19 protein-coding genes and 1 tRNA gene are annotated in these 22,758 nt (G+C 45.1%); 11 read left to right on the plus strand and 9 right to left on the minus strand.

The window, feature by feature from the left end:
• The first annotated feature begins 713 nt into the window (after nucleotides 1–713).
• Nucleotides 714–2,618, plus strand: a complete 1,905-nt coding sequence (locus tag ACAY30_RS11525; RefSeq protein ID WP_371189916.1) for a hypothetical protein — start codon at nucleotides 714–716, stop codon at nucleotides 2,616–2,618.
• Nucleotides 2,619–2,746: 128 nt separating this feature from the next.
• On the opposite strand, the gene ACAY30_RS11530 is transcribed toward ACAY30_RS11525, so the two are convergent.
• The gene (locus tag ACAY30_RS11530; RefSeq protein WP_290252713.1) at nucleotides 2,747–4,093 is read right to left on the minus strand and encodes a M24 family metallopeptidase; all 1,347 of its coding nucleotides are present in this window, start codon (nucleotides 4,091–4,093) and stop codon (nucleotides 2,747–2,749) included.
• A gap of 115 nt (nucleotides 4,094–4,208) precedes the next feature.
• On the opposite strand from ACAY30_RS11530, the gene cobA reads away from it, so the two are divergent.
• On the plus strand, nucleotides 4,209–5,054 hold the full coding sequence (gene cobA, locus ACAY30_RS11535; protein ID WP_290252712.1) for a uroporphyrinogen-III C-methyltransferase: 846 nt from the start codon (nucleotides 4,209–4,211) through the stop codon (nucleotides 5,052–5,054).
• 82 nt (nucleotides 5,055–5,136) lie between these two features.
• On the opposite strand, the gene secF is transcribed toward cobA, so the two are convergent.
• From secF to ACAY30_RS11565, 6 genes are all read right to left on the minus strand, one after another.
• Nucleotides 5,137–6,084, minus strand: a complete 948-nt coding sequence (gene secF / locus ACAY30_RS11540) for a protein translocase subunit SecF (protein WP_290252711.1) — start codon at nucleotides 6,082–6,084, stop codon at nucleotides 5,137–5,139.
• 16 nt (nucleotides 6,085–6,100) lie between these two features.
• Complete coding sequence (gene secD / locus ACAY30_RS11545) at nucleotides 6,101–7,948, minus strand: protein translocase subunit SecD (protein WP_290252710.1); 1,848 nt, start codon at nucleotides 7,946–7,948, stop codon at nucleotides 6,101–6,103.
• A gap of 9 nt (nucleotides 7,949–7,957) precedes the next feature.
• On the minus strand, nucleotides 7,958–8,290 hold the full coding sequence (gene yajC / locus ACAY30_RS11550) for a preprotein translocase subunit YajC (RefSeq protein WP_290252709.1): 333 nt from the start codon (nucleotides 8,288–8,290) through the stop codon (nucleotides 7,958–7,960).
• A 55-nt stretch (nucleotides 8,291–8,345) separates the two neighbouring features.
• Entirely contained in the window at nucleotides 8,346–9,479 is a 1,134-nt protein-coding gene (tgt, locus tag ACAY30_RS11555; RefSeq protein WP_290252708.1) for a tRNA guanosine(34) transglycosylase Tgt, read from the minus strand.
• A gap of 118 nt (nucleotides 9,480–9,597) precedes the next feature.
• Nucleotides 9,598–10,659 (minus strand): tRNA preQ1(34) S-adenosylmethionine ribosyltransferase-isomerase QueA, encoded by a 1,062-nt coding sequence (gene queA, locus ACAY30_RS11560; RefSeq protein ID WP_290252795.1) that lies wholly within the window; start codon nucleotides 10,657–10,659, stop codon nucleotides 9,598–9,600.
• 595 nt (nucleotides 10,660–11,254) lie between these two features.
• Nucleotides 11,255–11,434 carry a hypothetical protein gene (locus tag ACAY30_RS11565; protein WP_290252707.1) on the minus strand — a complete coding sequence of 60 codons (180 nt, stop codon included), beginning with the start codon at nucleotides 11,432–11,434 and terminating at the stop codon, nucleotides 11,255–11,257.
• Nucleotides 11,435–12,028: 594 nt separating this feature from the next.
• Here ACAY30_RS11565 and ACAY30_RS11570 point away from each other — a divergent pair.
• From ACAY30_RS11570 to ACAY30_RS11600, 7 genes are all read left to right on the plus strand, one after another.
• Nucleotides 12,029–12,105: transfer RNA gene (locus ACAY30_RS11570), tRNA-Trp, on the plus strand.
• 346 nt (nucleotides 12,106–12,451) lie between these two features.
• A complete protein-coding gene (locus ACAY30_RS11575) occupies nucleotides 12,452–12,922 on the plus strand; it encodes a DNA polymerase III subunit psi (RefSeq protein ID WP_290252706.1) in 471 nt (156 codons plus the stop codon).
• Between the two features lie 9 nt (nucleotides 12,923–12,931).
• On the plus strand, nucleotides 12,932–13,378 hold the full coding sequence (gene rimI / locus ACAY30_RS11580) for a ribosomal protein S18-alanine N-acetyltransferase (protein ID WP_290252705.1): 447 nt from the start codon (nucleotides 12,932–12,934) through the stop codon (nucleotides 13,376–13,378).
• 257 nt (nucleotides 13,379–13,635) lie between these two features.
• On the plus strand, nucleotides 13,636–15,216 hold the full coding sequence (gene prfC / locus ACAY30_RS11585) for a peptide chain release factor 3 (RefSeq protein WP_290252704.1): 1,581 nt from the start codon (nucleotides 13,636–13,638) through the stop codon (nucleotides 15,214–15,216).
• Between the two features lie 41 nt (nucleotides 15,217–15,257).
• Nucleotides 15,258–16,997, plus strand: coding sequence for an arginine--tRNA ligase (gene argS, locus ACAY30_RS11590; RefSeq protein WP_290252703.1), 1,740 nt, complete (start codon nucleotides 15,258–15,260; stop codon nucleotides 16,995–16,997).
• 196 nt (nucleotides 16,998–17,193) lie between these two features.
• The gene (locus ACAY30_RS11595) at nucleotides 17,194–17,436 is read left to right on the plus strand and encodes a YdcH family protein (protein WP_290252702.1); all 243 of its coding nucleotides are present in this window, start codon (nucleotides 17,194–17,196) and stop codon (nucleotides 17,434–17,436) included.
• 291 nt (nucleotides 17,437–17,727) lie between these two features.
• Nucleotides 17,728–18,483 (plus strand): TatD family hydrolase, encoded by a 756-nt coding sequence (locus tag ACAY30_RS11600; protein ID WP_290252701.1) that lies wholly within the window; start codon nucleotides 17,728–17,730, stop codon nucleotides 18,481–18,483.
• Here the strand turns inward: ACAY30_RS11600 and ACAY30_RS11605 are convergent.
• Nucleotides 18,461–19,330 carry a polyphosphate kinase 2 family protein gene (locus ACAY30_RS11605; protein ID WP_290252700.1) on the minus strand — a complete coding sequence of 290 codons (870 nt, stop codon included), beginning with the start codon at nucleotides 19,328–19,330 and terminating at the stop codon, nucleotides 18,461–18,463. The two genes, ACAY30_RS11600 and ACAY30_RS11605, sit on opposite strands and share 23 nt — an antisense overlap.
• Before the next feature lie 26 nt (nucleotides 19,331–19,356).
• Complete coding sequence (locus ACAY30_RS11610) at nucleotides 19,357–19,980, minus strand: AhpA/YtjB family protein (RefSeq protein ID WP_290252699.1); 624 nt, start codon at nucleotides 19,978–19,980, stop codon at nucleotides 19,357–19,359.
• 112 nt (nucleotides 19,981–20,092) lie between these two features.
• On the opposite strand from ACAY30_RS11610, the gene serB reads away from it, so the two are divergent.
• Nucleotides 20,093–21,109 carry a phosphoserine phosphatase SerB gene (gene serB, locus ACAY30_RS11615; RefSeq protein WP_290252698.1) on the plus strand — a complete coding sequence of 339 codons (1,017 nt, stop codon included), beginning with the start codon at nucleotides 20,093–20,095 and terminating at the stop codon, nucleotides 21,107–21,109.
• Nucleotides 21,110–21,229: 120 nt separating this feature from the next.
• Nucleotides 21,230–22,591 carry a DNA repair protein RadA gene (gene radA / locus ACAY30_RS11620; RefSeq protein WP_290252697.1) on the plus strand — a complete coding sequence of 454 codons (1,362 nt, stop codon included), beginning with the start codon at nucleotides 21,230–21,232 and terminating at the stop codon, nucleotides 22,589–22,591.
• Nucleotides 22,592–22,758 lie beyond the last annotated feature (167 nt).

Raw genomic sequence — 22,758 nt, forward strand, 5'->3', positions numbered from 1 at the left:
GTTTTTTGGGGAGCGCTATTATCAATGCAGCCCCTGAGGAATAACACGGCATGTCATTCAATAAACCGATATTTGACGAATGTTTCTAGATCGCTCATTACAGCCCCTGGCTGCTTATCCAAATTACCGGATTAAGCCTACTTAGGCAATCAACCAAATTCAGTCCTTAAGTAAAAAGGCTTAAATCACATACCTAGACGAACACGGTTGCCTATCGGTTATTACGGTAAGCAATGGAGAACTCTGTTGCATATGTTTTCATATCGAAACCTGGGCAACGTTTCTTAATTTCAGCCAAGAGAAAGGGATTATCTAGTACAGGCTTATTTTTAACCTCAGGATGTTCAGCGTATTGTCCCGAAAATACTTCACAAACAAACCTTTCCAGTTCGTTCCGAAGAGTATTTATCGTCGCTTGCTTCTTAAACTTTAGATTTTCTATGACTGCTGTTCGCTCGTTACAGCCCTTGGCTGCACTTCCAAATTACCGGATAAAACCGACCGACGCAAACATGCAAAAAAGTGATATTTTCAGCTTTAACAACCGCGTGCTTCAGATTTAATTGGCGGTGTTACTGGCGATATATCAGTTCCTGATTCACACTTATATTCACACTAAAAAACCTGATAATAACCAGAATGTTAGCAAGCAACTTGGTTACACCTAAGCGAGTTCTAGCTGATTTCAAAGGAGATAGATTGTGGTTCAAAGTATGACTCATGTTGTGCGCGTGCTGAGCTTCGTATTCGCAGCGTTAATTGGTTGCCAAGTGCACGCCTTAACCGAGCAAGAAAAACAGCAATACCTCGCTATTCGCAATAATGTGTTTGGTGGTAGTCAGCTAGCAGGTGCTTTTCAACACGCTACAATTACAGGTCAAACACCGCCTATTTTCGCTCTAAATGCTGCCCAACGAGGTTTATTGGTATGGCAAATCAATGCCAATCACTTAGACGACTTCAGTGCATACATCAACTTACCGCAACACCTACAACTTACCCAGATGCCTGCTTTAACCAGCTTTAACAACAACGCCAATACCGACACATCAAGTGGTCCCAAACAGCAACTATCGTATTACCTGATCGCAGACATCGCTGAAACCAGTCGCGCCGAACAAGGTTTAAAAGTGGAGTTTAAGACCTTTGTCAGATTACCCGATAACAACATCGCCACGTATCGATTTGCCAGTTATAAAGCCACAGTGGGTACTGACTTAGTAGAAATTGCAGCGACATCGGCAACAGACATTTCGCTAATGTCTAACGATTCGCATTGGCAAGGTCAGATGCACACTGAAAGTGGGTCCTTGGTATGGCAAGCCGACAAACTACAGCCGAAAAAATCAACACCGCTAAGTGGTCAGTATAAAAAGCAAGGAGGTATCAATGTCACCTTGTCTGAAGCATTTATCAAAGCCAGTGAACAGGTTGTCGCACCGAGCGGTAGTGCCAGTCGATATTTTTATGATGGTAGTTTGGTCAGTGCTCGGTTGCTAAATATCAAGCCCACACAATTGAGCGTGCAAAATAGCTTTGCTTGGGGAAACTATATTGAAGCCGGCGCCGAATTATTGCTATTTAGTGATCAGGTAGAATACTTGGTACAACCTCAAACCGTGCCCGTCAACGAGCAAACCAACCCCAACAGTGAACAAACGAAACAGTTGTTCAGTTCGTTACTGGGAATGGCACTGAGTGGTCAACCTGCGCAATCAGTATTTGGCGTGTTATTTTCAACCGCAGCGAACCAACCTGAGGTATTACCGCCACAAAATATCGCCACGGTTTACTATGGCTTACTTGATGTTTATCAGAGCTTACAACTGTTTGCAGGTATCGAGCCACCCAAACTATTTTTTAGCTTAGAAGAACAGCCGAAAACACTGTTTGTAAACTTTGAAATACCCGCTGATAAGGTAAAAGCATTTGAACAGCGATTTTTACCCGAGCACTTTAGCTTGGCGAAAATCCGCTTTTATCCACAGCAAAAACAACCGGTTTATGCCATTTCACTCAACGTATATCAATCCAGAGGACAAAACTTAACCGGCTTTCGAGCGGAGTGGTCTACCTATATACTCAATTTTGACGAACCGACACCAAAACCCCGCTTTTTCATTCTTGAAGCACAAAGCAGCAGCGCAGGCTTTGATCCTATTATTGCCATGGAGCGTTACTCACCAGATCTTGATTTAACCGACCCTGGTGATGTGGTGAAGTTAATCGAACCGCCTGCCGAAGTGTTTCAATTTGATGTTAATGAACAAGGTAGTATCCGTGTTAATCTAATTGACGTTGCTGAATCGATTAATGTGCAAATCGACATTGCCTATCCGACAGCTGATAGCATTTTATCCACTAGGCCGTTGAAGCAGTGGATGCAAGCTAACGATTTAGTCTATTGGGGCGAAGTCGCCGATGTACTGAAATACGATGAAAATGTGATGTTTGCCGATATCTTGGTATTTGATGCCAAAGACTCTGACGTCATTATAGATTCAACATTCAAAGACTATGTAAACCCCAAACCACTCCCGATTATTTTATGGGATCAAATCCAAGATATTGCACTAGAGCCTTGGGGTAATTTAGACACCATAAAAGTGCGTGATTAAAAACGACGCTCTTGTCATTACAGAGACATTCAATAACCCGGATATCGGCACCAACTGGCACACCGTGCGGCTGGTGCTGGGTTCTGTTAGTCAGCAAGCGAGTTGCCATTGGTGCCAGATTTTTCGGCTTATAAGCGCGGTTTTATTAATATTAACTGGGTTTGTCTCGCTGCGAGGTAATCAACGCCTTGTTCAGTAAAAATAGCGTTTTCCTCAAGCATAATAACCACTGGCTTTTGCCAAGGCGCCGCATAACTGGTATTGCTTAATTCAATGGCATAAGCGCTATTGTGCACCAGTCGATGCTCACCAATACCTTCCAGCCCGTGCTGTGCATCCCACCGGCCAATATTCATTCCCGCACCATGACCGTGATAACCAATGGGGTGGCTGTATATTTTCGGTTGTAAACCGGCCGACAATGCTTGTTTTCGGCTACGGGCTAATATGTCATTGCCCGTGCGATTTAATGCAAACTGTTCGACTAGCACATCCTGTAATCGGTTAGCCCGCAAAAGCGCCTGTTGCAAAAACTCAGGTGCCGTTTGCTCATTTTCAGTCAACACGTAGGCATGTTGCTGGATATCACTGTGCATCCCTAAATAACTCAAGCCAAAATCGACGTGTAATAAGTCACCCGGCATGATCACTAAATCTGCTTGTTGACTGATATTAGTGGGCAAATTTTTGCGCTGCAAGCGGATAGCAGGCTGAAACCAAGTAGTCAGGTGCAACTCGCTGGCTTGTTGTCGAAACCACCACACCAAATCACCGAGTGTTGTTTCTCCCGCAGTGATAACCTGGTTAGAAAAGCCAGTTTTAATAACCCGCTTGGTCAGCTTGCTCAACTGACGCAGAATCGCGACTTCCTCATCAATCCGAGTTTCTAACCAAGCGACCGCGAGTGGCTCAGCGGATACCAGTCGTTCAGCTACTGCTGGCGCTAACGATTTAACTAGCAACTGCTTATCGGTTGCCGACAAGCCATCGGCTAAACCAAAATGTTGCGATGTGTTAATGCCAATTCTCTGCGGTTGGTATTGGGCAATTAACGCATTCAAAGCAGCCATCTGTGATGTGTGTTTGGATTTGTCCCAGCCGCGTTCAAATACGTCGCCCATATCGTAATCGGCAATGACGTAGCTTTTTACCCCGTCCTGTTTGCCCAGATCGATAAACGCCAATACCGTTCGCCGACGAGCGCTAAACCAGTCACTGGGTAGCATAGTGGACAAAATAGGATCTTCGTTGTACTCCCTCCCCATAACAATCCACATATCAATATTAGTATCGCGCATTAACTTGGGGAGTAACTGTTTAACTCGCTTTTGCAATATGGCATCAGACAGTTGTGCACGCTGACGTTGGTCAAGCAAAACAAGTGATGCTTCAGCGTCCATACTATGAGCAAAAGAGGCGAATGAAGTCAGACAAAACGCTAACAGCCAAAATAACTTTCTGATATATAAAAGCACAAACAAGTCCTTCTAGGTTATAAAAGAGGCGATATAGTTAATGACAGACTACGCGATTAATGAAATAACGCAACCGTGTTACACAACCACTTTAGTTCGCCAGTACTGAGATAAAATGACAGAATTTGCCCATATCAAAGCCAAGTATCAATTATTACCCGGCGACGTTGCCTTGATCGGGGCCGGTCCGGGTGATGCTGAGTTATTAACCATTAAAGCCATGCGCTTTATGATGCAAGCTGACGTCATTGTCTATGATCGTTTGGTCAGTCGTGAGATTATCAGCCTAAGCCCTCGGGGATGTCAGCGCATCTACGTTGGCAAAGCCGTACACAAGCAATGCGTCAGTCAAGATAACATCAATCAAACACTGCTTGAAAAAGCACAACAAGGACTTCGGGGGGTGCGCTTAAAAGGTGGTGATAGTTTTATTTTTGGTCGCGGCTCCGAAGAAATTGAATTTTTACTGAACCGCGGTATTAATTGTCACGTCGTGCCTGGTATAACAGCTGCAAGTGGCGCCACGAGTTACGCCGGGATCCCGCTTACTCACCGAGACATCGCGTACAGTTGCAGCTTTATCACCGGCCATGTAAAACACGACCATCCACTAGATCTGCCATGGCAAACATACGTTAACCATAAACAAACCTTGGTGTTTTATATGGGCATCGGTAATGCCGAGTTAATTCAGTCTAAACTGTTACAACACGGCAAAGACAAACACACGCCTGTGGCGATTATTTACCGTGGCACACAAAGTAGCCAAACAGTGTGGCGCTGTGAACTACAAAGTCTCATAGTTACGGTAAAACAACATGCGATTAAGTCGCCAAGCCTAATTGTCGTCGGCGAGGTGGTCAAGGTACTTGAAGGGTGCGTACAAGCCACACCCGAGTTGGGCTATTTTAGCGCCGCCAATAGACGACGCACTACAACGGCACAATCGGCATCAGGTTAATCAACACAACGCTATGTGCTGTAACACGTATAAAAAAACAGCGCCTATAGCGCTGTTTTTGTTATCGAATAAGAGGGTTTCCCTACAATGGAAACGGCTCTTGATCTTCACCTTCTTTTTCAACCACTTCAGGTATTAGGTCTTCTTTCGATATACCCAAGCCTAAGGCGACTGTTGAGGCCACGTAAATTGATGAATAGGTACCAATGATAATACCGAACAATAATGCCGTGGCAAAACCGTGAATTAATGCACCGCCTTTAAAGAATAAGGCGAGTAACACCAAAAACGTGGTTAACGAGGTGATCATGGTACGAGATAGCGTCTGCGTTAATGAGATATTAATGATCTCTTCTGGCGTGCCTTTGCGCAACTTGCGAAAGTTCTCGCGAATGCGGTCAGAGACAACGATGGTATCGTTAAGCGAGTAACCAATAACCGCTAGTACCGCCGCCAACACCGTTAAGTCAAATTCTAAACCAAGTACTGAAAACAGACCCAAGGTTAGAATGACGTCGTGCGCCAACGCGGTGACAGAGCCCAAAGCAAAACGCCACTCAAAACGAAATGCCACGTAAATCAGGATACAGATCAGCGCTGTTAGCATCGCCAAGCCACCTTGCTCGGTTAACTCTTCACCAACTGCGGCACCGACAAACTCAATACGGCGCATTTCTAATTGTTGACTGGTTCCCTCGGTCAGCATGCTAAGAATTTCATTGCCTAGCATTTCCGCTTTTACATCATCGCGATGAGCTAAGCGAATCAACACATCTTTAGCACTACCGAACAGTTGTACCACCGCATCGTCGTAGCCACCTTGTGCTAATACCGCGCGCACCTGCTTAAGGTCCGCATCTTGCTCAAAGCCAACTTCAATAAGGGTACCACCGGTAAAATCCAGTCCCCAGTTTAGCTTGTTAACCGATAATGACACCAATGACGCAATAACCAAGATAATACTAATTATCGAGGTAATTTTGCGTACCGACATAAAGGCTATGGTATTGTTTAGTTTTAAAAATTGCATAACTCTTACTCCAGCCTTAAATCGATAATTTATTCAAACGTTTGCCACCCCAAATTGCGTTGACCACTGCACGGGTACCAACAATAGAGGTAAACATTGAGGTAATAATACCGATTGACAGGGTTACCGCGAAGCCCTTGATCGGACCGGTACCTACTGCAAATAAAATAATGGCAGCGATTAACGTGGTAATGTTGGCATCAAAAATAGTGGAGAACGCACTGTCGTAACCGCGATGAATCGACTGTTGTACCGACTGCCCTTCTCTTAACTCTTCGCGAATACGTTCAAATATCAGTACATTGGCATCAACCGCCATACCAACAGTTAATACAATACCGGCCATACCAGGCAAGGTAAGTGTTGCGCCAGGGATAAGTGACATAACGCCAACGATTAACACCAAGTTAGCAGCGAGCGCTAGGTTAGCTACCAAGCCAAACTTCTTGTAATACATGATCATAAAGCCAAGTACTAAGACAAAGCCCCACATGATCGCTTGCATGCCTAATTCAACGTTTTCAGCACCGAGTGAAGGACCTACTGTACGCTCTTCAACAATCGCAATAGGCGCAATCAAAGCACCTGCGCGAAGCAATAGTGCTAAGTTGTGCGCAGCAGCTGGCGATTCTTGACCTGTGATGCGAAAGCTCTTACCAAGACGCGCTTGAATGGTCGCCACACTGATGACTTCCATTTCTTTTTCAAACTTGATACTGCCATCAGGGTTGGTTCCAACCGCTTTACTTTCAATAAAGACGGTGGCCATAGGCTTACCGATATTATCTTTGGTCGCATTAGAAAACAGACTACCGCCTTTGTTATCAAGGTCGATATTAACTTGCGGTTGGCTGGTTTCAGGGTCAAGTGACGACTTGGCGTTCACTATGTGTTCACCGCGCAACATAATGCGTTTTTTCAGTAGCTGAGGGCGTCCATCTTGGTCATTAACCAAAAACGAGCCTGGCGGTACACGACCGTTTACCGCATCAATCACGTCGTGGTCTTGATCGACCATATGAAATTGTAAGGTTGCGGTTGCACCCAAAATTTCTTTGGCACGTGCGGTGTCTTGAATACCCGGTAGCTCAACTACTATGTGCTTTGCACCTTGACGCTGAACTAGAGGCTCTGCAACACCTAGCTCATTTACGCGGTTGCGAATAATAGTAATGTTTTGCTGTAGCGCGTACTCTCGAGTCTCTTTTAGTTTGGCATCACTCATGGTCACCTTTAACGACATGCGCTCTTCGTTGTCGTTAAACAAATAGTCACCATACGTGCGCTTTAGCACGTCTTCTGCGCGGTCGATATCTTCAACGTTGCGAAATACAATTTCGACTCCGTCGCCAGATTCCTTAACGCTGCGATAGCGGATTTTCTCATTGCGCAACTGAGTGCGAAAATCGCCGACCATACTCTCTTGTGCACGGCTCATTGCCGTTGCCATATCCACTTCCATTAAAAAGTGAACACCGCCCGACAAATCCAAACCCAATTTCATCGGTGTACCACCTAGTCCCGCTAACCAATCAGGCGTCGCCGGCGTTAGGTTCAGTGCCACAGAATATTCACTACCTAAGTGATTGGCCAGCGATTCATTGGCGCGTTGTTGTGCTTCATAGTCAGCGAAGCGCACCAAGACTTGGCCGTCTTTTAGGGCGATACTGGAATAGTTAATACCTTGTGTTTGTAAGTGCTCGGTAACCGTATCAAGTGTACCAGCATTTGCCTGTACGCCTTTGGTTCCCGATACTTGAACCGCTGGATCTTCACCGTAGTAATTTGGCAAAGCATACAAAGCGGCAATGGCGATGAGCAACACCACCATTACATTTTTCCATAACGGATATTTATTTAACACTACGAGTCCTTATAGCGACTTCATCGTCCCTTTTGGTAATACGGCTGAAACGGCTGCTTTTTGTACGGTCAACTCTACAGAGTCAGAAACGCTAACAACGATGAAATCCTTTTCGGCTGAAACTTTGGTGATTTTGCCAACAATACCGCCTTGAGTCAGTACTTCATCGCCTTTAGATAATGCTTCCATTAAGCTTTTGTGCTCTTTTACTCGTTTCGCTTGTGGGCGATAAATCATAAAGTAAAACACTACACCAAAGATCAACAACATAATAAGCATTTCAAAACCACCGCCTTGTTGCGGTGCACTTGCTGCGTGCGCTTTGCTAATTAAAAAGTCCATATATTCCTCTTACAACTGTTAATTAAATAAAATTTTAGTGCCTGTAGTATACCGGCTATTCTTGTTCTTCTTGGCCTTTGAGTGGTGGCACTGCCATACCGCGTCGAGCGTAAAAGTCGGCAACAAACTCGTCGAGATTACCGGCTTCAATCGCATCTCTTAAGCCCTGCATCACGCGTTGATAAAAACGCAAGTTATGCATTGTATTTAACTGTGAGCCAAGTATTTCGTTACACTTGTCTAAGTGATGTAAATAGGCTCGAGAGTAATTCTTACACGTGTAGCAATCACACTCTGGGTCTAAAGGTCCTGTATCCGTTTTGTTTTTTGCGTTGCGAATTTTAACCACACCGTCGGTGACAAACAAGTGACCATTGCGCGCATTGCGCGTTGGCATAACGCAATCGAACATATCGATACCGCGGCGCACACCTTCAACTAAATCTTCCGGCTTGCCTACTCCCATTAGATATCGGGGCTTATTTTCTGGAATCAAGTCAGGGGTGTGATCTAGGATGCGAATCATATCTTCTTTCGGCTCTCCCACCGACAAGCCGCCGATAGCATAACCGTCAAAACCTATGTCCTTCAAGCCAGCAGCTGAAATTTCTCGCAAGTCTTCATACATTCCTCCTTGAACGATACCAAATAAGGCATTGGGATTACCTTGGTGTTCATTTTTTGAGCGTTTAGCCCAACGCAGCGATAACTCCATCGAGTCTTTGGCTTCTTGATGGGTTGCAGGGTACGGTGTGCATTCGTCAAAAATCATCACAATATCAGAACCCAAACTGCGTTGAACTTGCATTGAGCGCTCAGGCGTCAGCATGATTTTTTCGCCGTTTACGGGAGAGCGAAATTCAACGCCTTTTTCAGTAATTTTGCGCATTTCTCCTAAGCTAAACACTTGGAAACCGCCTGAATCGGTCAAAATCGGTTTGTCCCAATTCATAAAGTCGTGTAAGTCACCGTGTTGTTCAATAATATCGGTGCCAGGGCGCAACATTAAGTGGAAAGTATTGCCCAATAAGATATGCGCGCCTGTTGCTGCCACCTCTTCGGTGGTCATGCCCTTAACGGTACCATAGGTGCCAACGGGCATGAATGCAGGCGTTTCAACAACACCACGGTCAAAAATCAATCGACCGCGACGCGCTTTGCCGTCTTTGGTGATCAGTTCGTATTTCATATTAAGATCCTTAGTTGCAGCGAAACAGGCCACAAACATTAGAGGGGGTTAAAGACTTAGAAACAGTCTAAGTATTAACTATATTTTCGCTTTTTCTTAACGAGCCACCACGCAGTTATTACTGGCTATCTACGACTTGCTGTTGGCGAGTTAAGAACATCGCATCGCCGTAGGAGAAAAAGCGATATTTTTGCTCAACGGCAACCTTATACGCGTGCATCATGTGCTCATACCCCGAAAACGCACTGACCAACATCAATAACGTTGATTCGGATAAATGAAAGTTAGTAATCAATGCGTCGATCAATTCAAATTGATAACCTGGGGTGATAAAAATGTCAGTATCACCGTAAAACGCCGATAGCGGTTGGTTGTTCGCTTTGGCGTGCTTGGCTGCACTTTCTAACGAGCGCACTGACGTGGTGCCTACCGCTATAACTCGTTTGCCCGCTGCTTTAGTGGCTTTTATTTGCTCGACGACCTCGTCGCTCACCTCAACGTATTCGGCGTGCATCACGTGATCAGCAATGTTATCAACGCGCACCGGCTGAAATGTTCCAGCGCCAACGTGCAACGTAATAAAGGCCAGGTTTACGCCTTTGTCTTTTAACTTATCGAGTAGCTGTTGCTCGAAGTGCAGTCCCGCCGTTGGTGCGGCAACGGCACCCGGCTTTTCGTTATAAACGGTTTGATAGCGCTCTTTATCCGAGTTTTCATCTGGGCGATCGATATACGGCGGCAATGGCATATGACCAATGTCATCCAATACGTCTAGCACACTGGCTTCGGTATTAAATTGCAATTCAAATAGCGCGTCGTGACGGGCGAGCATGGTCGCTTTAACCTTGCCTTCTAACAGCAGTTCGGTACCGGGCTTTGGTGACTTCGAGGCGCGAATATGGGCCAACACGCGATTGTCTTCCAGTAGGCGCTCGATTAAAATTTCGACTTTACCGCCACTGGCTTTGGTGCCGAATAATCGAGCGGGGATCACCCGTGTGTTATTAAACACCAATAAATCACCGGGGTTGATCTTATCGAGAATCTGATTGAATACGAGGTGTTCTATCTCCCCGTTGTTACCATCAACACTCATCAACCGACTTGCTGAACGCTCAGCTTGTGGGTAACGAGCAATTAACTCGTCAGGTAGATCAAATGAAAAGTCTGAAACTCGCATCATTATTAACGCAACCCTTATATCCAACGTATTAAAAAATCGGCTAATTTTAAAACTGGCATGGCGATTAAGCAAGGGAATTCACTTATCTGCTCAGACTAGATATTGACAAGTTATCGCTAAATTATACCAAGTGACGTTTCATCATGTAGATAACTTACTGAAATAAAGACGTTTACTATCGCACATTGGGGGATTGGTTACGTTGTTATCTAAGACTAAATAAGGTCAAACAATATCGCGATAACGCAAGTGGCGTAGCTTTAACAAGCTAAGTGACGTTTTAAGTGGTATGTCGTATGTGAATTGTTAGTGACTCTAGGCTACAGATGAGTGAGGCGCTAAGCCTGCGCTAGAGCCGTTGACCTGGCTCCATTAACCTGGCGCCATTAACATTAGTGGCAGAGATAAACCGGTAAAAGGTTGGCCGCTGTATTTTGTGTCAACATCATTGAACTGCTGGCAGTGGTTTGTAAATCAAAGCAAGTGGCCAGTGCCAACACCGACACTAACGGCCTATCATTATAACTGCATAAGCTAGCCATCAATGTTGTGAACAATCATGATCACTTATTGATTGTGACAATTGCCAAGACTATCTTACTTTGCGCGGCGTTGATTGTTCAGTTGCACCATGGCGATCATCAGTCGTATGAAAAATATCACCAGCCTTGGTTTGGCTGTAACTAACATTCAGATCAACATCCACTTTATCTGTTTTACAGCGGTATTGATTAACACTAAACCACGATTTTACTCGGTGTATTATATTCATCCCCAAACTCCCTTTTACACAATTGATCATTCAACGCAAGCCCAGCTGTTTTCTCAGCCGGATAGATTGATTATCAGCAACATACTTTCTCTTGCCGTAAACTCAGTCCGCAGTTAAAAGCAGTGGTTAATACCGATACTGCTGAGCTTAAATTATTCACCGACATTGAAATGGCGATTCGGTGGATCGGCGTTGTGGTTTATTCCCTGTCACGACCTAAAAGCCATGCCTTTACCAAAACAACTATACTGAGTTCATTTTGCGAAATTTTATACTAATCAGCATCTGTTGGAATTTCAACCACTCGAGCACACTTTGTTAATTAAATGTTGCCGCACTTGTAAATTTATCAACACAATAGATACCAGCGGTCGCCATGTCGGTTGGTAAATGACCTTAACGGCACAGACATCATGTCGCGTTGTGAATACAAAAACAGTGCTACCATAGCGCAGTCGTTGGGTAAAACGCGGTGAACACACTGCCAAAACGATGTTTTTATCGGCTATTCGGTCATTCCTTAAGCAATCGGAAATTTTTTTTAATTTTTTGCTTTACAGCCAATCAAGCATAGGTATAATGCACAGCCATTGCAGGGGTGTAGTTCCAATTGGTAGAACGGCGGTCTCCAAAACCGACGGTTGGGAGTTCGAGTCTCTCCACCCCTGCCACTTTCCCTCTTCTCTTAATACACTTTCTTTAGCATCTATATCTCTTATATCTCTTTGTCATTCATCATTTATCGATATTCACAGTCTTAACTAAAACCTCGTACTAATTTTTATTCATTAAAAACTTGCAAGCGTTAACCAGCCAATTGTGTTAGTAGCTGTCAGGTTGACTATTTGCTCATCGCAATTGAGTCATGACCGACAATCTGTCATCATAGATATAAGTTTGTAAAGTAACGTTGAAAGTACCGTTGAAAGTACCGTTTAACCTAGCGAGTAGTCTCATCAACAGCAAACTGTCACCCTTTGTTCACTAACACAACGAGTCGCTAAAGCGTATATAAACATGACGTTAACACGTAAACAGTTTACACACCTTCAACACATGGGCATCACCGTTTGGCAGCGCCGAGCCGATGTATTTAGCGACGCCAACAATGCCGAGTCGCTAACAAGCGTCGATTCAACGGCACCTAACACCAGCGCATTAGCAAATGACATAAGCGCGGATACCAAACAACAACCACAGACAGTGCCACCAAAGGCCAATCGCATCGAGGCTGTACGCGTCGACGATTACCCGATGTTTAATGATGTATTGCTTGCGTTAAGCGTTAACCCGGATCAAGTGACCCAAAGCGATGACATCATCACTTTACCTAATTTGACTTGGCGATTTGATCAACAAGCAGACATTAGTTACCGAGACGGTGTGTTAACCACCCCAAATCTGGCGGCACTACAGGCATCACCAGCATTAAAACGTCAGCTGTGGTTCGCTTTGTGCGACTACTTACCCCAGGTAACCGCTAACTGAGGCCACGTGATGAGTGATTACCGCATTGTCGACTTCAACTTAGCCGATGTGGATAGCGTTTACGCTATCGAGTTAGCGAGTAACCACTACCCCTGGAGCAAAAACATTCTCACCAGCTGCATTGGCGGTCGCTACATATCGCGTATGATGTTGCACGAGCAGTCGGTTTGTGGCTTTTATATCGTCGATAAAGTGATCGATGAAATGACCTTAATGGAAATTTGCGTTCACCCACGTTTTCAAGGGCAAGGTTTAGGACACCTACTGATGTCAGATCTGATCAGCATCGCTGCCGAGCATGATATCAAACTCATCCACTTAGAGGTTCGCGCCAGTAACCAAAACGCTCAACGGTTATATGCGAAGCACAAATTCAAACAAATTGCACAACGCGATAACTACTACCCCACAGACAATGGCCATGAACACGCCATAATTATGCAACGAACGTTTTAACCGAACACTCCACCCATTTTCATCAGCCTATAACGAGCTGTTGCTAAGCGCATAAAAGTGCAACTTTTATCAGTAAAAATAATGTGTTTAGCGATTGTTTTCTGTATAATGTTGCGCCTTTATAAGCGTATAAATTTTAACCGGCAACAGCATATTTTTTTCCACTAGCTATTATTGTTAAGCGATGCCCAAAAATAATGGCTATAGTCGATGCAAGCGGTTAATAGATTAATATAGATTTAGGTAAACAGTAGCGTATGTCAGTCCAACAGCAGGAAGTAAATAAACGCCGAACGTTTGCGATCATATCGCATCCGGATGCGGGTAAAACCACCATCACCGAAAAAGTACTTTTATTCGGTCAAGCCATTCAATCAGCTGGTACCGTTAAAGGTAAAAAATCAGGGCAGCATGCGAAGTCAGACTGGATGGAAATGGAAAAAGACCGCGGTATTTCAATTACTACCTCGGTGATGCAATTCCCGTATGCCGATTGTTTGGTCAACCTACTCGACACCCCTGGTCACGAAGACTTCTCAGAGGACACGTACCGAACGTTAACTGCGGTTGACTCGTGTTTAATGGTTATCGACACCGCCAAAGGTGTTGAGGATCGCACCATTAAATTAATGGAAGTCACCCGTTTGCGCGACACGCCAATTATCACCTTTATGAACAAAATGGACCGCGATGTGCGCGATCCCATCGAGGTCATGGATGAAGTCGAAGAAGTATTAAAAATAAAGTGCTCGCCGGTAACTTGGCCTATTGGCATGGGTAAACAGTTCAAAGGCGTATACAACCTTCTAACCGACGAAACCATCTTGTACAAAACTGGCCAAGGTCACACCATTCAAGAAAAAGTCGTAATTAAGGGCATTGACAACCCCGAACTGGACGAGAGAATTGGTAGCTATGCCGAAGAACTGCGTGATGAAATGGAGCTTGTACAAGGCGCTTGTCACGAATTTAACTTAGATGAGTTTTTAGCTGGCGAATTAACACCAGTGTATTTTGGTACCGCTTTGGGTAATTTTGGTGTTGATCACATGCTCGATGGGTTAACCCAATGGGCCCCACCGCCACAGCCGCGCCAAACCGACAGCCGCGAAGTTAGCGCAACTGAAGAAAAATTCTCAGGTTTTGTATTTAAGATCCAAGCCAATATGGATCCTAAGCACCGTGACCGCATAGCCTTTATGCGCATCTGCTCTGGCCGTTACACAAAAGGTATGAAAATGCGTCAAGTTCGCATCGGTAAAGATGTGCGCATTGCTGACGCGGTAACCTTTATGGCCGGTGATCGATCGAACGTTGAAGAAGCCTATGCCGGAGATATCATCGGCTTACACAACCACGGCTCAATCCAAATCGGTGATACGTTTACCGAAGGCGAAGAAATGAAGTTCAGTGGTATTCCCAACTTTGCTCCGGAAATGTTCCGTCGCATTCGATTGCGCGATCCGTTAAAAGCCAAGCAGCTACAAAAGGGCCTCATTCAATTATCCGAAGAAGGCGCGGTGCAGGTATTTAGACCATTGGCGAATAACGACATGATTGTTGGCGCCGTTGGTGTGTTGCAGTTTGAAGTTGTTGTTCACCGCTTAAAGACCGAATACAACGTTGATGCGATTTACGAGCCCATTTCAGTTGCCACTGCTCGTTGGGTAAGTTGTGATGATGCCAAGATCATGGCCCAATTTGAAAAGAAAGCATACGACAATTTAGCCCTAGACGGTGGTGATAACTTAACCTACATCGCACCAACTATGGTTAATTTAAACTTAACTCAAGAGCGTTATCCCGAAGTTCAGTTTAATAAAACCCGTGAACACTAACACGCTAGTCATCTACACGTATTAAGAGATAATTTGAAACAATGAACATTCGTCACTTATTAACTGAAAAAGTACATGCAGCGATGATAGCTGCCGGTTTGCCTGAAGATACCAACCCTGCGGTAAGTATCTCTGCACGAGCGCAATTTGGTGATTATCAAGCCAATGGTGTGATGGGCGCAGCGAAAAAACTAAAAACTAATCCTCGCGAGTTGGCCCAAAAAGTTGTTGATAACTTGCAACTTGACGGCATTGCCAAACAGGTTGAATTAGCGGGTCCAGGCTTTATCAACATTCATCTAGACCAACAGTGGTTAGCCAATCAATTAGAAGCGGCAAGCGGTGATGACAAGCTCAGCGTGAGCCAAGCGACTGAACCTAAAACAGTGGTCGTTGACTACTCGGCACCTAACCTAGCCAAAGAAATGCACGTCGGTCACTTGCGTTCAACGATTATCGGCGACGCGGTTGTGCGTGCATTAGAGTTTCGCGGTGAACATGTTATCCGCCAAAACCACATGGGTGACTGGGGAACGCAATTTGGTATGCTTTTGGCTCACCTTAGCGATAAGCTTGCTGGCAATGAGGTTGCCGAAACCGCACTTGCCGATCTTGAAAACTTCTATCGCGAAGCCAAAGTTCGCTTTGACAACGAAGACGGCTTTGCCGATCGAGCACGCGACTACGTGGTAAAATTGCAAGGTGGCGATGCCGACTGTCTTGCGCTTTGGCAACAGTTTATCGATATTTCAATTCATCACTCAGAAGAGATTTACGATAAGCTCAACGTCACGTTAACCCGAAACGACATCATGGGTGAAAGTGCCTACAATGAAGACTTACCGAAAGTTATTGATGAACTTGTCGCTAAAAATATCGCGGTAGAAGATCAAGGCGCCAAAGTCGTCTTTATTGAAGAGATGGCCAATAAAGCCGGTGAACCTTCGGTATTTATCGTACAAAAATCAGGCGGCGGTTACCTATACGCGACCACCGACTTAAGCGCATGTCGCTATCGCGCTGGCCAACTTGGCGCTGATCGCATCATCATTTTCACCGATGCGCGTCAATCACTGCACTTTAAACAAGTAGAAATTACTGCTCGTAAAGCGGGCTTCTTACCAGAGACCACCGCTTATGATCACTGCCCGTTTGGTATGATGATGGGCGACGATGGCAAGCCGTTTAAAACGCGCAGTGGTGGCACCGTCAAGTTAGCAGAGCTACTTGATGAAGCGATAAGCCGTGCCGAACAATTAATGGCAGAAAAAATTGCCGATTTTTCTGAAGCTGAGCGCAAGGATATTGCCCGCAAAGTCGGTATTGGCGCGGTTAAGTTTGCTGATTTATCTAAAAACCGTACCTCGGATTATATCTTTAACTGGAAAACCATGTTGAGCTTCGAGGGGGCTACGGCACCGTATTTGCAATACGCCTATACTCGCGTGCAAAGCTTGTTCAAAAAAGCAGGTATCAACGCGACAAGCATCGAGCAAAACATGCTTATTGACGCACCACAAGAAAAAGCTCTTGCGGTCAAATTATTGCAATTTGAAGAAGTGCTTGATCAAGTCATTGCCGATTGTACGCCAAATTTATTGTGTAGCTACTTGTATGAACTCGCGAGCTTGTACATGAGCTTTTACGAGGCCTGCCCTATATTAAAAGAGGACGTTGACGACGCGGTTAAATTGTCACGCCTGCGTTTATGTGATGTTGTTGCTCGTACTTTGAAGCAAGGTTTAGATTTACTCGGTATCGACGTAATGGATCGCATGTAAGCCTGTGTAAATACACTGGGAATACAATTACGTCACCGACAAAAAAGGTAAGTTGTGAGTAACTTACCTTTTTTTATGGGCAAAAATTGCGAGCTATTTACGCGCCATATTCGGTAAATAAGCAGGGAGAAAATTTTGTGCTAGTGTTATAAAGAGCAACCGCTAATATTGAAAAGACCAGCAACAAGGAGCCGCCATGTTAGGTGAAAGCCACTCGCTAAGAAATGAATTTCCCGAATTAACTGATACCCTCAAAAGCCTTCTCAAAAACGATGAGCAATTTGCCGATAAAGCCAAGCAATACGATAGGCTCGACAAGGAAATTCGCGAGTTAGAGCTAAACGCAGCACCTATTGACGATGAGTCAATGCATCAGCTAAAACACGACAGAGCAGTACTAAAAGATCTATTATACGCCGCGTTAAAAGACGCGTCATAAGTTAATCGCAACACGCAGTAATCGATAACGCGCTGCACCACGTATCTCTGGTAAACAATCAGCGTAACCACTGATTTGGTGGTGTGCTAACGACAGCTAAGCACTGCGATACATGAAGATACTGGGCTTTATAGTATCAATGCTATTCATTGGCGTTTGTACAGACTAGTGAATAGCACAATACACAACCAAGTGCGCGCATCACTCACTGTTCACCTTGTGCGGTAATTGATATCCTCAGGTGAGCCTAAGCGATTTAGTATCATCGCAACCACTGAATAACAATAAATTATGTTTACCGATAGCCATTGCCATTTAGATTTTCAAGAATTTGACAGCATCCGCGACGACTTAATACAGCATTGCCATAGTTTGGGTATTGAGCGCTTTATTGTGCCCGGTATTACTTCTAAACGCTGGCCTCGAGTGTTAAGTCTTGCTAAACAATTCCCGCAAGTCATACCCTGTTTGGGATTACATCCTTGGTGGATTGACAAAGCCAGCGACCAAGACTTGTGGCTACTTGAAGAACTGGCCATCGAGCACTCAATTGCCGCCATTGGCGAAATTGGCATTGATGGCGTGATCGATGATATCGAAACGCAAACGAAGTACTTTACCGCCCAGCTAGAGATTGCCAATAAACTCGACCTACCGGTGATCATCCACCATCGAAAAAGTCACCACCTTATTGTTCCTGAGCTCAAGCGTATTAACCTTGCCCGCGGAGGCATTATTCACGCGTTTTCAGGAAACTATCAACAAGCCAAAGCCTATATAGATTTGGGCTACCGTTTAGGCGTAGGCGGCACGATAACGTACCCAAGAGCAATTAAGACACGAGAGGCCATAGCCAAAATTCCGCTCAGTGCTATCGCGCTAGAGACAGATGCTCCGGCAATGCCCTTGAACGGATTTCAGGGGCTGGATAATTCACCCAAATACTTGCCCAAAGTATTTGCTGAACTGTGTCAATTGCGCAGCGAAAGTGAGCAACACATCGCGCAGCAAGTCGAAGACAATATCAATGCGTTTCTTCAAGGCTAATACCGAGCTTTTGCTTGGCCAATTTGAGTAAGTCTTGATCAATTTTCGGTTCACTGATGTCAATACCGGCAGACAGGGTGTCAACCAAGTATTGCAACACCGATAGACGCGCATGCCACTTGTGATTAGCGCCAATCACGTGCCAGTTGCTGTGGTTAGTTGAGGTAAGCTGAAGCATGTCGTTAATAGCGCGTTCGTAATCAGACCACTTTTCGCGGTTGCGAATGTCCTCTTCGGTTAACTTCCAGCGTTTGTGAGTATTGTTTAATCGCTCGGCAAAGCGCTTGAGCTGCTCGTCTTTGTCAATGTGCATAAAGATTTTAACAACGCGGGCACCGTCATCCGTTAGCAGTCGTTCGAATTCGTTAATTTCTTGGTAGGCTCGTTGCCATTCTCGCTCGGTCGCAAATTGCTCTATGCGCTCGACCATCACCCGACCGTAGTAGGAGCGGTCAAAAATGGCAATTTTGCCAGCGCTGGGCAGCTTTGTTTGAAAGCGATATAGATAATGCTTACTCTGTTCCTCTTTACTCGGTGCGGCTATGGGGTGCACTTGAAATGAGCGAGGGTCTAAGCGTTCAGTGACACGGCGAATTGCACCGCCCTTACCCGATGCATCCCACCCTTCAAAAAGAATAATCGCGCGTCGCCCTTGATGAAAGTACGCCTGTTGAATAAAAAACAGTTTCTTTTGTAGTTTTTTCTGCTGCTTTTCATAGTCTTTTTTACTGCCGCTGAACGACAAGTCAACATCGACATCGTTAAGCTGCGTAGGGTTGTCGGTTAAAATGATAGGAGATGGTTTATACACGTTACCCTCGTCTGAGTTGGCACCTATATAAACCATAGCAGTCAAATACCTATAGCTGAAATTTAGCTTGCTCTTTTTTGTGGTAAACGAATGCCGTGTCGAGAAAACCGGCTGAGTCCACGCGTCAGTAAAAAGCCAGTAACGAGCGCAGTTAATAACATCAGTCGATACAATTCAAACTGTTGACTGACTTGTTGTTGTATTCCCTCTACCACCGTCGATTTAACGATATTTAGGCGCAGATAACCGCGCAATTCAGGCGTTCTAATTTCATCGATGAAGGGGACATAAGAATCCGCTTTGAACGAATCATTGCCAGTAACGCCAAACAGCTCATTTATGGTCGAATGTTGGTCTGCATTACTGGCCGAACTGGCAACGATATCACCGCGCTTATCGTAGATGATCGCTTGCTCAATAAAGTCATTTTGCACCAATGCATTGACAAATGACTGCAACTGCCCTGGGTCGCTATCAAGAATGACTTTACTGCTATTAATCGCTTGCGCTAACTGTTGCTTGGCAACGGTGTCAAAGTGCTGCTTTAAAGCGCGGTCGCTATCGCCTACACTCATCACCGACAAATTTAAAATCATAAAAAACAAAATAACCGCGACGCCAATTTGCAATAATTTGACATAAACAGGGGTTACTTTTGGGTAAATTATTTGCTTGGAAACATCCATTAATCGTACACAGCCAAAAATTTAAAATTATTTTATCAAAGCTCTATACACTATAGAGGGTTATTTGCGATTATAGAATTACTTTTTATCGACCCAACCAAGTTACTCGTAAATGTCTAATTCTTCCATTACGTCCACTTCGCACCTTAACCAAGGCGCCAGCCTAGAGCAATTAGCAACCACGCCTGAGTTGTCTTTACCGCAAAGCTATTGCATCAACGCTAAACAACAACTGTTCGCCACCGATGCAATTGCTGATTACGACGAAGCAATGCCCGAGTTAGTTGTATTTAGCGACACGTCGATACAACAATTGACACAGCTGCTGGTGATTATCGAGCAAACACAGCTCACCTTAACGGCGATTAATCACCGTGCTGGACGAACGAGTTTGCGCTTTGCCATTGCCAATCAGGTCCTCAATAAAAAGGCCCTGCTCAATGAATTTGCCATTGAACAAGGAATCGAATTGGCGTTAATTGACGCCGCGCCGAGTTTATCCCGTCCAGGCTTGTTGGTAATGGATATGGACTCTACTGCCATAGATATCGAGTGTATTGATCAAATAGCCAACTTGGCAGGGGTCGGTAAAGAGGTCAGTGAGGTAACTGAGAGGGCAATGCAAGGGGAACTTGATTTTGCCCAAAGTTTGCGCCAACGAGTGAGTAAACTCAGTGGTGCTGAGGCTGACATTTTAGCGCGTGTTGGCGAGCAGCTGCCGTTTATGCCAGGACTGAAAACACTGGTTAGTACCCTGCATCAACACCAGTGGAAAGTGGCGGTTGTTTCCGGTGGTTTTACCTATTTTACCGACATTTTAAAACACCAATTACAACTCGACGCTACCCAAGCAAACGTGCTCGAAATCGTTGATAACAAACTCACCGGTAAGGTGTTGGGTAATATTACCGATGCCCAAGCCAAAGCCGATACCTTGCGCAGACTGGCAACTGAGTTTGCCATTAACGATAGGCAAACAGTTGCCATGGGAGATGGTGCCAATGATCTATTAATGCTCAATGCTGCGCATTTTGGCGTCGCCTACAAGGCTAAGCCCGTAGTCTTACAGCAAGCGTCAGCCGCGATTAATACCCGTGGTTTAGATACCTTGCTGCACTACTTAAAATAAACTGTCGAAAAGACTCCAACAGGCAACGCGTAATGAGTCGCCTGTTTAGTTAATGGGTTGTAATTGTGCAAGCCCAACATTACACTGTACATATATACATAACTCGTAACCAGTAATATTATGGCAAAAACAAAAACTGCATTTGTTTGCAACGATTGTGGCGCAGATTTCCCGCGATGGATGGGACAATGTACCGAATGCAAATCATGGAACACCATTAGTGAAATCCGTTTAGCGAAAGCGCCCAGCCGCGGTGGCAACTTCAGTGGATTTGCCGGTCAAACCGAGGCTAAAGTACAAGTACTCAACGCCATTGATCTCACTGACTTACCGCGTTTTAGCTCGGGTTTTACTGAATTTGACCGAGTTTTGGGTGGTGGTATCGTTCCCGGCAGTGCAATATTAATTGGTGGCGAGCCCGGCGCCGGTAAATCAACGTTGCTATTACAAACAATGTGTGAACTGGCCAAATCCATGGGCGCTTTATACGTAACCGGTGAAGAATCCCTACAACAAGTAGCGATGCGCGCCAATCGCCTAGGTCTAGAAACCGATAAATTAAAAATGCTATCGGAAACATCGGTGGAGAACATTTGTAACATTGCCGAAAGAGAACGGCCTAAGATAATGGTTATTGACTCCATTCAGGTAATGCATATGAGCGATGTCCAGTCTGCGCCGGGCAGCGTATCGCAAGTGCGCGAGTCGGCGGCATTTTTAACGCGTTTTGCCAAACAACATCACGTGGCAATGCTCATTGTTGGCCATGTCACCAAAGACGGTTCGCTCGCCGGCCCTAAGATATTAGAACACTGTATCGATTGCTCCATTATGCTTGAGGGCAGTACGGATTCTCGTTTTCGCACGTTGCGAGGTCATAAAAACCGCTTTGGTGCGGTTAACGAATTAGGCGTGTTTGCAATGACAGGCCAGGGGTTAAAAGAAGTGAAAAACCCATCAGCGATTTTCCTATCGCGACAAGACGAGCAAACACCCGGTACGGTAGTCTTGGTATTGTGGGAAGGCACCCGACCGCTTCTGGTTGAAATCCAAGCATTAGTCGACTATTCAGCATTGGCTAATCCTCGCCGAGTGGTGGTCGGTGCTGAGCAAAACCGTTTATCCATGTTACTTGCGGTGTTAAATCGACACGGTGGCTTGCAAATGAATGACCAAGACGTGTTTGTTAATGTGGTAGGCGGGGTAAAAGTGACAGAAACCAGTATCGACTTGGCGTTGATTTTGGCATTGGTGTCCAGTTTTCGCGACCGCGCTTTGCCACACGATTTAGTGGTGTTTGGTGAAATCGGTTTGTCGGGTGAAATTCGCCCAGTGCCATCGGGGCAAGAGCGCATTAATGAAGCGGCGAAACACGGCTTTCGCAAAGCGATTGTGCCTAAAGCTAACATGCCTAAAGACCCCATTGAGGGTATGGAAATCATTGCCGTTAGCAAGTTAAGTGAAGCGCTCGAAGCTATTTAGCAAAATCTATCATTGTCTATAGTGATGGCTTGTTTTGATGGCTCGCACAACGGATACAACGGACGTCGCACACCTTCAGGCTACAATGACCTGTACACGGCTAATCTTTAGTCATTATCGGCTAATCAGGTTTCGACAGTACCCGTAGAACAAGGTAAAATACTCGC

The sequence above is a fragment of the Thalassotalea ponticola genome (genome assembly GCF_041379045.1).
Taxonomy (GTDB): domain Bacteria; phylum Pseudomonadota; class Gammaproteobacteria; order Enterobacterales; family Alteromonadaceae; genus Thalassotalea_A; species Thalassotalea_A ponticola.

Bases quoted from the DNA above. Each gene is read 5' to 3' on its own strand.
- queA (WP_290252795.1), bottom strand. From the start codon at position 10,659: ATGCGAGTTTCAGACTTTTCATTTGATCTACCTGACGAGTTAATTGCT.
- prfC (WP_290252704.1), top strand. From the start codon at position 13,636: ATGTCAGTCCAACAGCAGGAAGTAAATAAACGCCGAACGTTTGCGATC.
- tgt (WP_290252708.1), bottom strand. From the start codon at position 9,479: ATGAAATACGAACTGATCACCAAAGACGGCAAAGCGCGTCGCGGTCGA.
- serB (WP_290252698.1), top strand. From the start codon at position 20,093: ATGTCTAATTCTTCCATTACGTCCACTTCGCACCTTAACCAAGGCGCC.
- radA (WP_290252697.1), top strand. From the start codon at position 21,230: ATGGCAAAAACAAAAACTGCATTTGTTTGCAACGATTGTGGCGCAGAT.
- secF (WP_290252711.1), bottom strand. From the start codon at position 6,084: ATGCAATTTTTAAAACTAAACAATACCATAGCCTTTATGTCGGTACGC.
- ACAY30_RS11565 (WP_290252707.1), bottom strand. From the start codon at position 11,434: ATGAATATAATACACCGAGTAAAATCGTGGTTTAGTGTTAATCAATAC.
- yajC (WP_290252709.1), bottom strand. From the start codon at position 8,290: ATGGACTTTTTAATTAGCAAAGCGCACGCAGCAAGTGCACCGCAACAA.
- ACAY30_RS11610 (WP_290252699.1), bottom strand. From the start codon at position 19,980: ATGGATGTTTCCAAGCAAATAATTTACCCAAAAGTAACCCCTGTTTAT.
- argS (WP_290252703.1), top strand. From the start codon at position 15,258: ATGAACATTCGTCACTTATTAACTGAAAAAGTACATGCAGCGATGATA.
- ACAY30_RS11525 (WP_371189916.1), top strand. From the start codon at position 714: ATGACTCATGTTGTGCGCGTGCTGAGCTTCGTATTCGCAGCGTTAATT.
- ACAY30_RS11575 (WP_290252706.1), top strand. From the start codon at position 12,452: ATGACGTTAACACGTAAACAGTTTACACACCTTCAACACATGGGCATC.
- rimI (WP_290252705.1), top strand. From the start codon at position 12,932: ATGAGTGATTACCGCATTGTCGACTTCAACTTAGCCGATGTGGATAGC.
- ACAY30_RS11605 (WP_290252700.1), bottom strand. From the start codon at position 19,330: ATGGTTTATATAGGTGCCAACTCAGACGAGGGTAACGTGTATAAACCA.
- ACAY30_RS11600 (WP_290252701.1), top strand. From the start codon at position 17,728: ATGTTTACCGATAGCCATTGCCATTTAGATTTTCAAGAATTTGACAGC.
- ACAY30_RS11595 (WP_290252702.1), top strand. From the start codon at position 17,194: ATGTTAGGTGAAAGCCACTCGCTAAGAAATGAATTTCCCGAATTAACT.
- cobA (WP_290252712.1), top strand. From the start codon at position 4,209: ATGACAGAATTTGCCCATATCAAAGCCAAGTATCAATTATTACCCGGC.